Annotated in this window: 13 protein-coding genes; 9 read left to right on the top strand and 4 right to left on the bottom strand. The window is 27.6% G+C overall.

Translation table 11 applies throughout. The features are described from left to right. Window positions 1-323: 323 nt before the first annotated feature. From Q3223_RS08890 to Q3223_RS08880, 3 genes are all read right to left on the bottom strand, one after another. Entirely contained in the window at window positions 324-713 is a 390-nt protein-coding gene (locus Q3223_RS08890; RefSeq protein ID WP_054269201.1) for a BlaI/MecI/CopY family transcriptional regulator, read from the bottom strand. A 1,054-nt stretch (window positions 714-1,767) separates the two neighbouring features. Further along, window positions 1,768-3,174, bottom strand: coding sequence for a sensor histidine kinase (locus tag Q3223_RS08885; RefSeq protein ID WP_407811870.1), 1,407 nt, complete (start codon window positions 3,172-3,174; stop codon window positions 1,768-1,770). A gap of 42 nt (window positions 3,175-3,216) precedes the next feature. Next, entirely contained in the window at window positions 3,217-3,924 is a 708-nt protein-coding gene (locus Q3223_RS08880) for a response regulator transcription factor (protein ID WP_054275911.1), read from the bottom strand. A gap of 163 nt (window positions 3,925-4,087) precedes the next feature. On the opposite strand from Q3223_RS08880, the gene Q3223_RS08875 reads away from it, so the two are divergent. The 7 genes from Q3223_RS08875 (at window position 4,088) to Q3223_RS08845 (ending at window position 9,158) form a co-directional block, all read left to right on the top strand. Then, entirely contained in the window at window positions 4,088-5,011 is a 924-nt protein-coding gene (locus tag Q3223_RS08875) for an ABC transporter ATP-binding protein (RefSeq protein ID WP_407811868.1), read from the top strand. Beyond that, a complete protein-coding gene (locus tag Q3223_RS08870; RefSeq protein WP_054275910.1) occupies window positions 5,011-5,772 on the top strand; it encodes an ABC transporter permease in 762 nt (253 codons plus the stop codon). Before Q3223_RS08875 ends, Q3223_RS08870 begins: the two co-directional genes overlap by 1 nt. Window positions 5,773-5,783: 11 nt before the next feature. Further along, window positions 5,784-6,521 carry an ABC transporter permease gene (locus Q3223_RS08865; protein WP_407811867.1) on the top strand — a complete coding sequence of 246 codons (738 nt, stop codon included), beginning with the start codon at window positions 5,784-5,786 and terminating at the stop codon, window positions 6,519-6,521. Window positions 6,522-6,841: 320 nt separating this feature from the next. Beyond that, window positions 6,842-7,018: a hypothetical protein gene (locus Q3223_RS08860; protein WP_153885125.1), complete on the top strand. Its 177-nt coding sequence runs from the start codon at window positions 6,842-6,844 to the stop codon at window positions 7,016-7,018. Between the two features lie 78 nt (window positions 7,019-7,096). Continuing rightward, entirely contained in the window at window positions 7,097-7,804 is a 708-nt protein-coding gene (locus Q3223_RS08855) for a hypothetical protein (RefSeq protein ID WP_407811866.1), read from the top strand. Between the two features lie 440 nt (window positions 7,805-8,244). Then, window positions 8,245-8,757 (top strand): GNAT family N-acetyltransferase, encoded by a 513-nt coding sequence (locus Q3223_RS08850; RefSeq protein WP_407811865.1) that lies wholly within the window; start codon window positions 8,245-8,247, stop codon window positions 8,755-8,757. Between the two features lie 131 nt (window positions 8,758-8,888). Beyond that, window positions 8,889-9,158, top strand: coding sequence for a DUF3795 domain-containing protein (locus Q3223_RS08845; protein ID WP_074179136.1), 270 nt, complete (start codon window positions 8,889-8,891; stop codon window positions 9,156-9,158). Window positions 9,159-9,327: 169 nt separating this feature from the next. Here Q3223_RS08845 and Q3223_RS08840 read toward each other — a convergent pair whose 3' ends face one another. Then, a complete protein-coding gene (locus tag Q3223_RS08840; RefSeq protein WP_054269192.1) occupies window positions 9,328-9,573 on the bottom strand; it encodes a helix-hairpin-helix domain-containing protein in 246 nt (81 codons plus the stop codon). Between the two features lie 749 nt (window positions 9,574-10,322). Between Q3223_RS08840 and Q3223_RS08835 the strand changes: the two genes are divergently transcribed. Both Q3223_RS08835 and Q3223_RS08830 read left to right on the top strand, forming a co-directional pair. After that, complete coding sequence (locus Q3223_RS08835; RefSeq protein WP_054269191.1) at window positions 10,323-11,735, top strand: DASS family sodium-coupled anion symporter; 1,413 nt, start codon at window positions 10,323-10,325, stop codon at window positions 11,733-11,735. 36 nt (window positions 11,736-11,771) lie between these two features. Further along, complete coding sequence (locus tag Q3223_RS08830; protein ID WP_054269190.1) at window positions 11,772-12,911, top strand: amidohydrolase family protein; 1,140 nt, start codon at window positions 11,772-11,774, stop codon at window positions 12,909-12,911. Window positions 12,912-12,917 lie beyond the last annotated feature (6 nt).

Genomic DNA, 12,917 nt, shown 5'->3' with positions numbered 1-12,917 from the left:
TTTATTTTATCAATATTTTTATTATTTATTATATCAGTTTAAATACGAAAACTGCATGTCATATTTGTAAAACTTATATAATACATTCTAAAAATTAGTATTTTGTATTTAAAAAGCTACCTCAATTACACTTATCTAGTTTAAGTAGAGGTAGCTTTTTTAAATTATCAGAATATAAATTATTAGTTTACGCTTATATTTAATCTGATTTGGATTTATATTGTAATCTTATTATAGATTTTATCTATATTACTTAAGTAGTCACATAGATTATATAAATACACCATATGTCTCAGATTGATAATCTAAAGAAATATGTTAATCTATACTTTTTTTTCATTTTTTTGTAGACTCTTTATCCATTCTTCAATAAATAATAGCTCATCTTTACTCAAATTAACATTATCATGTAATGATAACAATAAGCTTTTCATAGAGGAATCATGAACATTTTTAAAGAACTCTCTTGTTTCAACATTTATATATTCTTTTTCTTTAATTAAAACTTCATAATGTGTATATTTATCTACCTTTTGAGAATTTAGAAATCCTTTTACTACCAATCTAGATAAAAGAGTCAAAGTCGTTGTTTGCTTCCACTGATATTTTTGCTCCATCCCTAAAACAATATCTTTTGATGTTACTTTGGAATCTAGTTTCCATATAAATTTCATTATCTTTAATTCTGATTGTGGCAACTTTTTTATAGGCATAATAAACCTTTGCTACTCAGAATACAGACAAGCAATCTCCGTAATAAATTTTTTCTATTAAAAAATCTTATACTGATTTATATAAACTTGATTTATAAGATATTTTTAAATCTTAAATTTAGCTATTTGTACACAGTAAATATATATAAATAGTGTCAAATTTCTTTTGTGTTATATTGCTTAATTTTATGAAATATTTTGTACTCAGCTATCTATTTTTGGATACTTGTCCAGTAGCTCTCCTTTCTTTTGTATTTTTTAGTTTTAAATATTTGTATTTCAGCAAATCTCATTTCCTTTATTCTTTGGCTTCTTAACTTTTAAACCTTCAAAAAATAATGTCTATTCTAATCTTAAGACTATAATTTCAGTTTCAATTAAAAAATTTTATATAATTGTATTTGATTACTTTAGCAGTTTTTTTATTTGTATCTTAACTTTTTCAAATCATTACATTAATTATGTTATAAATAATTAATATATTTCAACATATATATACATTTATGTAAAATATATATGGAAATAACACAAAAAACTCTACTTTAGTAGAACTTTAGAACACAAATTATGACAATTAAAAATACTTCTCTTTTTTTAAATAAATAAGTATGTTATAATAGATTCAAAATAATTGTATAAAGACTATGACAATTACACAAAACATCCTATAATTAAAACCTTCTTCAGCATCTCATTATGTTTTTCTTAAAATTAAAAAACACTATACTCTAATTCTATTTTAGTAGAATTTTTTTGTCAATAATAATATTAAATATTAGGTAAAAAATGGTAAAAAATATAAAAAAAAGGAATTATATAAAGAGTTTAACAACCTTACAATAATCCCAAAATATTATTTCTATGAAAATTTTGATACCATAAGTAACTAAGCTTTAAGCGCATAAAACAAAAGTTACTCTTTATTTAATAAAACTTGACAAGAAAAGAATTTATCATTATTCTACTCTAATAGAGTTTCTTTGTCAATAAAGAATAAAATTATTTTCAAAATATTTTCATTTTTCATTCTTATCTATTATTATTTTATAAAATTTTACTTAATCAAAGGTAATTTTAAGATTGTTTTTATTCCTTGACAATCAATACTTGTGATATCTAGCTTACCATCATGTGCATTGATAATGCCTGCAACAATCAAAAGACCTAGACCATGATTTTGACCTTTAGCATATGCTTCACTTAATCCATTTTGAGCTTTTAATAAATAATTAATCTTCTCTTGACTCATTCCTTTTCCATCATCTTCAACAATTATATAGCAAAAATCCAAATCCGATTTAGAAATCACCTTTATATTACATCCTTGCTGGTTATGAGTTATACTATTTTGTATTAAATTACTAATAGCTCTCTTTAACAATTTTTTATCTGCATTGATAATAATATCTTCATTCAATATATCAAGCTCTATATAAAAATCATTATCCAAATTATTATTTATAAATTCAGAAACGAGCTCTCTCAAAAACACAGAAACTCTAATCTTGTTACAATCTAATGGTTGCATATTATATTCAAGTTTAGACACCAAATTAAGGTCATTTACCAATTCTCTAATCTTAATGCCTTGATTACATATGATAAATGCTTGCTCCTGTTCTCTTTGAGAAAGGCTACTGCTTTCTTCAAGTTCTCCAGAGTATCCAATTATCATTGAAAGTGGTGTTCTTATATCATGGGATATTCCTGCAATCCAGTTAGTCCTAGCTTCTTCTTTTTTTCTAAGTCTTTCATTCTTCATTTGCAACTCTTTAGATACAGTATTAATAGATTTTGAGATATCACTCAGTATTCCTTTTTCTTGGAGAACTACTGGCTCTCCCTTTGACATAAGCTTTATACCAGTAATAATTGGCTTTATAGATTTGACCATTTTAAATCCTATAAATGAAGCTAGTAAAAATGTAATTATTGCATTAAATAAAAGCATACCTATTATTAGCATAGGAAATTGACTTATTTCATCAATAGTATAGGTAAGGTTAAATTTAGTATACTTATCCTTTGGATACCCTGTTACTAAGGTTCCACTTGGATGTTCCCATACATACACAGGATAATCTTTTAAAAAGAATCTTGAAAACTTAGCTACATCCGTCAAAGTATAATGGCTTGGGATTTCTTTTGGCAAATCAAAGCCCCATACCCTATCTCCATTGTTAGCAATTAGCATTGCCCAGACTTTATTACTATGTAAAACTTCCTTACTAGAATCATCTAAAGTAAACTTTCCATCTTTTAAGATTACTTTATCCTCAAGCATCATCAAAGTTGCTCTTATTTCCTTACTCTCACTTGCATTCAAATCACCAGAATATTTAGATACAAATGTCACATATGAAAATGCAAATAAACCTAATATATTTAATATAATAAAAAGCAATGAAATCAAGATACTTGAACCTATAAATCTCCTTAATATATACTTTATACTATCCAAAATTAAATCACTCCTCTTGACTTCCTTCATTCTTATCTAAAATTAATTAATCATCAACTTATATCCAAGACCTCTTACTGTAAGAAGATGTTTAGGAGAAGATGGAGTATTTTCTATCTTTTCTCTAACTCTTCTGATATGAACCATAAGAGTATTTTCATATCCATACATATCATCTCCCCAAATAGCTTGACACAATGAGTCACTGGTAACAATTCTACCTTTATTTTCATACAACTTTAAAAGCAATGAATGCTCTTTAGCTGTTAAAGAAATCTCTTGTCCATCTTTTTCAACACATGCACTATTTAAATTCACAACAACAGAATCTCCCAATCTAAATACTGGCAACTCCTCTTCTTCTATAGGAACATATACACGATTTAATATACCTATGAGTCTTAATGTAAGTTCCTTTGGTAAAAATGGCTTTACTATATAATCATCAGCCCCTAGACCTAAACCAATCAATCTATCCTCGTCTTCACCTCTTGCAGAAAGAAAAATAACGGGTATCTTAGATGTCTCTCTGATTTTTCTCATAATAGAAAAACCATCTCCATCTGGTAATACAACATCTAAAATCGCACAGTCGGGCTTTATATTTTTAAATACTCTAACAGCCTCCTCATAACTTGATGCTAAAAATATTCTATTAAACCCCTCTTTTCTTAGGATTTCATCTATCATTTTTAATAATTCTTTATGGTCATCCACTACAAGTATTTTTTTATCTTTTATTGATTCCATAATCATCACCCTTTTTTAGTATATCACATCCCTTTTTTCATGACTTTCCCTCAATGAACTATTTAAGGTTATTGTAAGGTAAACGTCAGCTATCTGAAATGTAGTCAAGTTATTATACTAATACAAGCTAAAAAAAAATAATAAACACAGATTAAAAAAGGGGATGAAATATATGGAAATGATAATTAAGACACACAGACTTTCAAAGGAATACAACAAAATATTTAGGGTAAGGGATATAGACCTAAGAGTTCCAAAAGGTGCTGTATATGGCTTTCTAGGCCCTAATGGAGCAGGTAAATCTACCACACTTAAAATGTTACTTGGACTGGCAAAGCCTACACAAGGAAACATTAATATTTTAAATAAGGAGTTAAATGAAAAAAACAGAATATCGATTTTAAAGGATATTGGCTCATTGATAGAATCTCCGTCATACTATGGACATTTAACAGGTCTTGAAAACATGACTATCATGCAAAAACTCTTGGACTTGCCTAAAAAAAATGTAAATGAAGCACTGAAAATAGTAAGACTAGAAAATCAAAAGGACAAAAAGGTTAGTCAGTACTCTTTAGGTATGAAACAACGTCTTGGTATTGCTATGGCTATAATGAAGTTTCCTAAATTATTAATACTTGATGAACCTACAAATGGGCTTGACCCAGCAGGAATTGAAGAGATTAGAGAATTAATAAAGTCACTTCCAGAAAAATATGGTATGACAGTTCTAATCTCTAGCCATCTTTTGAGTGAAATTGACCAGATTGCTACATCAATAGGAATAATAAATCATGGTGAACTTGTTTTTCAAGATAGCATAAAAGAACTTCATGATAGAGGTCAAAGTCATATCGCTATCAAAACACAAAACCTTATATCTTCACAGAAATTATTGAACAATAAAGGATATATGTCGCTCATACAAAACGGATACTTGACTATTGAAAATTTAAACGACTCAGATGTAGCTAAAGTAAATAACATACTTGTCAATTCAAATATTGATGTATTCAGAATAGAAGAACATAAAAAGAGCTTAGAAGATATATTCCTAGAACTTACTGGTAAGGCGGTGACTTTATAATGAAATATCTTGGTCTAGAGTTTTACAAACTTAGAAGAAAGAAACTTTTTCTTATGACATTTTTATTTGTAGTTGTTGAAATATTGTGGTGTATTATGAACTCAAATAGAACCATTACACGTAATCCAGATATGTTAAGTGGATTTGAATATTCATATATTATCATGAATTTTGTAACTCTAAATGGCTTATTCTTTCCTATTTTAATATCAATAATTACATCACGCATAAGTGATATAGAGCATAAAGGAGATACGTGGAAACTTCTAAAATCTTCTGTAGCTCCTTTAAATAGTATCTATTTCTCTAAATTCTTATGCACTACTATATTAATATCTGTATCTGTGTTAATGCAATTGTTATCTATTATACTATTTGGATGTTTTAGAGATATGATTGAACCCTTCTCTTTAATTTTACTTCTAAAATATACATTTGGAACAATACTTGTAAGTACTGCTATAATCGCACTACACCTGTGGATTGCAACTGTAATTCCAAATCAAATGATTGCAATTACATTTGGTATGGTAGGTAGTTTTATAGGTTTAACATCAGGACTATTTTATCAAGGTATTCGTAGATTATTTATATGGTCTTATTACTTGGAATTGTCACCTTTAAACTATGCATATGATAATGCCAGTGGACCATCCGTCTACAGAATTGATATGAATCTTTTAATTACTATTATAATCTTCTTAATTGGAATGTTAATTTATTATATTGGAAGAAATCATCTATTAAAAAAAGAATTATAGGAGGGGTTTAAATGTTAAGGAAAGCAGTCTTGGGAGAAATCCTAAAGTTAAAAAATTCTTTTATATGGTATGTATTGATAGCTTTACCACTTATAAGTGTCTTAATTGGTTGTGGTAATTTTTATCTAAATCAAGGTATTCTTACAAAACAATGGTATAGCTTATGGACTCAAGTTAGTCTTTTTTATGGGGAATTTTTCTTTCCTATCTTAATAGCAATCTTTTGTGCATATATTTGTAGGCTTGAACATATGAATCATAACTGGAACAATATAATGACATTACCAATCAATCTAAAAAATATATTTTTATCTAAGCTTGCAGTAATTTCAGTACTTACGGCTATTACACAAATTGTTTTTGTTATCTTTTATATAGTTGCAGGAAATATGTTTGCTTTTCCTGATAGTATCCCTAAAGAACTTACTGGTTGGATTGTTAAAGGTTGGATTATTTCTATTTCAATAGCTTCTATACAGTTATATATGTCTATTAAGATTAGAAGTTTTGCAACTCCTATTGGAATTAGCCTTTGTCTTTCTTTATTTGGTATGGGGTTACTGATAGCTAAGCCTTCTATTGGTATCTTTTTCCCTTACTCTATGCTAGGAAGTGCAATGGGAATTATAAAGCAGTCTGCTTTAAGTATTAATGATACTATGGTTTCAATATTTGTTGCATTCATTACTACTCTAGTATTTTCTGAAATTGCAAATAGAAATTTTAAGAAAAATGATGTCATTTCTTAATGGTCAATATATTAGAATCAAATATATTAATAATAAGGATTTATAATAAAAACCATCTATTAAAATTCAAATATTTATTTTACCTAATTATATTTGAATTATAATTAGATGGGTTACTTATTATATATTATATTTATTTATATATTGTATATTTATTTTTGTAAAGTAATTATTATCTTAAGGTTATATAATCTTATTTTTTATCGTAATTATTTGTATGTCACCTTAAAATATTTAGTGTTAGAAAATGACTTTCATCATGTAATATGGTAAAATACAGGAGAAGCCTATATATATTTTTATGAGGAGGGCATATAAATATGTTTGCATTTGGATTTAATTTAGTAATCCTTTTATTAGTACTACTGTTAACAGTAGGTATATTTGTGGGTATTATAAAAAAAAATAAGCCAATATTAGTTACATCATCAGTTACTTTATCAATAATACTTATTACTATAATTGTAATATGGAATCTGATTCCCGATACATGGTAATAGGCTTATTTACATAATTATAATTTAGACATAATTATATAACTCGCAAAGAGTTTTAATATTGTTTGGAGGCAATTAATGAATATCATAGATTATGAAGATAAGCAAATAACAACACTTTGGAATGAATATGCAAACACAAGAAATAGTGGCCTTAAGAAGTTAGCAAACAAAAAGCTAGACCTTATGATTGAGTACATATTGACATTACCTGAAATTAAACAGAAACACTTTATTACATATATTTGCAAAGAACGTTTTGATAAGAATAATATAAAAACATTCCAGCAACCTCTAGTTGTTAAGTTGATTTTTCCAATAGTCAAAGAGGCTATTTTAAATGAGGAGATGCCTTTTGTTAGATGGGGATACCAGTTAGATATTCCTATTTCTTTGAATAGTGAAGAATATATATACTACTCTTCTGAAAACATGTTAAAAGATGCTTTAAAGTTAGATAGTAAAGATATTAAATCCGTAGAATTATTATTAAATAAGTATATAGATGAACTATGGTTTGCTTCTCATCATATACAAGAAAGCGTTATTTTAAGTACTAAAGCAAATATTAAGTATGATTTAGATGAGATGGACAAGTTACTTACAAAGTATGAAGAAAACTTAGATTCATATAGTGAATACTTAAAGGAAAAAACTTATTATCAAGAGTTGTATAACCTATGGTTTCAATATGATGAAACCAATAAAGATATTTCATTCCCTGAGTGGTTAGAAGTTAGAGGATATAATTATTCTTGGTGTAATGTCTTTTATTATAAAAAATAATATATACTTACTACTCTACTACTTATTTAGATGTTACGTGTTTTTTATTTAATAATTATGTACCTATCAGTTAAAGGCTATATGTTTTTTATCTAATAGTTATATGTATGTTATTTAAAAGTTGTGTGCTTTTTATTTAAGAATAATACGTATGTTATTTAAAAACTATGTGCTTGATATTTAAGAATAATACGTATGTTATTTAAAAACTATATGCTTGATATTTAAGAATAATATGTATGTTATTTAAAAACTATATGCTTGATATACTTAAAGGTATAAATGTACATAATAATATTATTATTTAAATTTATTTAACAATATACTAAAGATTTAGTGTGAAACTAACTATTATATTATATAATGAAAGTTAATTAAATATAGCTAAAAAATTATTGAATATAGTAAATAAATATTTGACCTTGAGAGGTGTAATTAAAATGATAATTAGACAGGAAAAAGAAAGTGATAAAAGTAAAGTGTATGATGTTATTAAGTCTGCCTTTGAAAATGAAGAAGTTTCTGACCATGATGAGCATAATCTTGTTAATCGTTTAAGAAATAGCGATAACTTTGTTCCAGAACTTTCAATAGTAGCTGAGTATGATGGAGATATAGTTGGTCATATCTTATTTACAGAAATAAAAGTTGGAAATGATGTACTTTTAACATTAGCACCTGTATCGGTTTCTCCTAGTATGCAAGGTAAAAAAATTGGTACAAAGCTAATTGAAGAAGGACATAAAATAGCAAAGGAAAAAGGATATAGAGGTTGTGTTGTCTTAGGTCATGACAAGTATTATCCTAAATTTGGTTATCAGATAGCAAGTAAATTTAATATAATGGCTCCATTTGAAGTACCAGATGAAAACTTCATGGCTATAGAATTATTAGAAGGTGGGTTTAAAGGAGTCTCTGGTGTTGTAGAATATGCGAAAGAATTTTTTGAATAGCCTTTATAATTTAGTATAGCAAAGACAATAACTTTATGTGTGATATTTAGATGACTCAAAATCAATTATTTGAAGCTACAGAGTCATCTAAATTTATTTTATAATACTAGTACTAGAAAGGATGTTTGAATATGTTTGAATCAAGATGTGGTGTCTGTTGTAACAGTTGTACAAGAAAAGAGCAAGTAAATTGCACTGGCTGTCCAAATATGGAAAAGCCATTTTGGGGTGGAGAATGTAAGGTTAAAACTTGTTGTGAAGATAAGAAGCTTAATCATTGTGGTGAATGTAACACTTTCCCTTGTGATATGCTTTTAAATAAGGGTAAAGACCAAGGTTTCGACCCTATGATAAATATTGAACAGTGCAGAAAATGGCTTGAAGAAGCAGTTTCTAATTAATTATCTCAATCTATTTTGTTGAATAGTATATTTAACTAGATGGATAGATATTTAGATTGATAGATTTACATAAAATTTACAACTAAGAAAGAGTTAAATATTCGCTCTTATCAATATTTAAAACGGATTTTTAACTCTTTTATTGATTCTTAAATTTTTAAAAGTTTTTTTAATCTTTCCAATACCACCACTTTAATTTTTCTGATTCTGGATTTTCAGTTGATGCAAAATATACTGCACATCTATATACATATAACTGACATCTATCTATATGTTGTCCACACATTAAGCATTCTTTTTCATACATTTCTGTTGGATTTGCATCTTTAAGTGATTCGATTGTTGTATACCCTAACATTATTAAAGATTTTTCTGTTGCTTTCCCTACCCCTGGAATTTTTTGTAACTCACCCATAATACACCATCTTTCTGAAGTTTACTCTTCATATAAAATTTTCAGTCTCTAAAAGTTTTTCACTATTCTTTTTTTTAAGAAAATATCTTCCAGAGCATCCTATTATGTAACATTTTGATTCCATAAAATCTTCATAAGATTTACCCATATATTTTAAATTTTTTCTACTTTATCATATTATATTTATTGTATCATATTAATGATTTCCCTTAATAAATATATCTCAGTATTATTATTTATCAGCTTTCTTTCAACGACTTATGCACCTTATAATCTTTAAAACTACATTTCCAAAGTCCTCTTCCCTATTTATCCAAACTACATTTTCTTATTTATTTCTAAAGATAGTATATAGATATTCTTTTTCTAACTTATATAGTGATACGTGTAACTATTTATACAATTATATATATAATAAAATTTAGATTTAATGTTTTCTTTAATTGTCACATATTATTTATGTCTTTGTTTAAAGATATACTTTGTATCGCTTTATTAATAATTGAAATATTACATTTCATTTTAGAACTATTGTATTTCATTTTGAAATGCAACATCGTAAAATAAAGCACTACTACTGATACTATCTAAGAAAAGGTTTTTATAAATTCTTATTGAATCGATTCGATTCTCAATTAAATCGTAATAAATTACACAAAAAAATAAAAAAATAGTATTAATCTGAAAAGTTGGCATATTTTGTGCTTTTATAACTTAGTATAAATCTAAAATCAAATAAGGAGAAAAAAATGAATAAAAAACAGTTGATGAAATTCTTACTTGTTGCAGCTATACCAATAATCGTATGGAGTTTACCTGCACCACAAGGATTAAAAAAAGAAACTTGGGATATTGTTGCTTTATATCTAGGTTTACTAGCAGGTCTTGTTATTAAACCATTTAAAGAACCAATCATCACTTTAATCATTGTAGGTGTAGCACTTATGTTTATGGACGAGTCAATACTACTTCATGGATATTCAGATAAGATGACTTGGTTTTTAGTTGTTGTAACTATTGTTTGTACAGCTTTTGTAAAGACAGGATTAGGAAAACGTATGGCATATAACCTTTTACTAAGAGCAGGAGATTCTACCTTAGGGCTTGGATACCTAATGATGATAAGCGATTTAATACTTAGCCCTGCTACAGGTTCAAATTCATCTAGAACAACTATTATATACCCTATATTTAGAAATATAGCAGAAGGTGCAGGTTCTAAACCTGATGATGAGCCTAAAAAATTAGGTGCATATTTAACAGTATTAACATATGTAGTATCTCAAGGGACAGCAGCATTATTTTTGACAGGTATGGCAACCAATGCGATAACAGTTTCTTTGGCATCAAGTATGTTAGGTGTTAACTTAACTTGGGGAACTTGGTTTATGGCATCAGTCGTACCAGCAGGTTTATTCTTACTAGTAGCACCACTTATAGTATATAAGATATACAAACCAGGTTTAACTCATTTAACAGATATTAAACCACAGATAAGAAAAGATTTGGAATCATTAGGTACTATTACAAAACAAGAAAAGATACTAGTTGTATTCTTTATTCTTGCAATTCTTGGATGGATGTTTGGTGAAAAAATACCTTTTATAAACTTAAATATGCAGGTAGTAGGATTTGTATTCTTAGCATTAGTCCTTATAGCAGGTATTTTAGATTGGGATGATGTTATTGGTGCTAAAGGAGCATGGAATGTATTTATATGGTATGGTGCATTTTATGGTATTGCCGGTTCATTAGCTGATGCAGGGTTTTACAATTGGTTAGCTGATAAATTGGGTACTGTACTTAATCTATCAGATATAAATGGATTATTAGTTACAATAGTTCTATTATTAGTAAGTTTAGCAGTTAGATACTTCTTTGTATCAAATAGTGCTTTTGTAGCATCTTTTTATCCTGTACTATTTGCAATAGTTTTATCTACTAAAGCAAACCCAATGATAGTTACATTATTATTAGCATTCTTTGCAAGTTATGGAGCTTTATTGACTCATTATGGAAATGGAGCTGGTCTTATAGCCTTTGCATCAGGATATGTATCTCAAAAGGACTTCTGGAAAGTAGGTACTATCATGGTAATGGTTGCATTAGCAATATTCTTAGTAATAGGTTTACCTTACTGGAAAATAATTGGATTATGGTAAGTACACATTAAATTTATATATTGGAGATGAATAATTATGCTAGATTTACTTATTGTAAATGGTCATGTAATAGACCCTAAAAACAATGTAAATGGAAATAAAACAATTGCTATATACAACGGAAAAGTAACTGAATATAAACATGGTGATAAAGCAAAACACACAATAGATGCAAGAGGTAAATTTGTTTTTCCTGGGTTGATTGATGCACATGCTCATATGTTTGCAGATGGAACTGAAATTGGCATATATCCAGATAGTACATATCTTCCAACAGGTGTTACTAGTGCAATTGATTGTTCAGCAGGAGTAGCAAATTATCAACTATTTAAATCTTCAATTGTGGCTAGAAGTAAAGTTAATATAAAAAGTTTCTTGCAAGTTTGCTCAGCAGGTTTGGTAACTACTAGCTACCATGAATGTATTGACCCAAAATATTTTAATCATGAAAAAATAGAACGAATATACAATGAAAATAAAGATAATATATTAGGTCTAAAAATAAGATTAAGTGAAAATTTAGTAGAAGGTCTAGGAATAGAACCATTAAAAGAAACTATTAAAATAGCTGAAAAAATAGGATGTCCTGTTGAAGTTCATTGTACAAATTTACCAGTTCCTACAGAAGAAGTATTAAACATATTAAGACCAGGAGATATATTTGAACATGTATATCAAGGCGTTCAAAATACTATCCTCGACTCAAGTGGAAATTTATATGAATGTGTGAAGAAAGCAAGGGAAAGAGGAATCATATTTGATACAGGAGAAGGTCGAAAACATGGGGATTTTGAAGTCATGTTAAAAGCAAAGGAACAAGGGTTTATAGCTGATATTTGTAGCACAGATTTGGTATTGGCAAGCATGTTTAGAAGACCTATATTCTCTCTACCAAACCTTATGTCTAGATACATATGTATGGGAATAAGTCTATATGATGTTGTAAAAATGACAACACAGAATCCAGCTAAACTTATGAAAATGGAAAATCAGATAGGATGCTTATCAGAAGGTGCAAATGCAGATGTAGCAATATTTGACATCATGAATATTAAACAAATTTATACAGATTGGAAAGGTAGTAAATTCGAGGCAGATAAATTATTAAAAACAGAAATGACCATAAAAGATGGATTTATAGTATATTGTGCCCCAGATTACATATATGAAAATTAATTAGGA

It is taken from the genome of Clostridioides sp. GD02367 (assembly GCF_045900275.1).
In the GTDB taxonomy this organism is placed as follows: domain Bacteria; phylum Bacillota; class Clostridia; order Peptostreptococcales; family Peptostreptococcaceae; genus Clostridioides; species Clostridioides difficile_A.
Note: the sequence above shows the minus strand (reverse complement) of the source record. Positions and strands in the feature narration are given on the sequence as shown.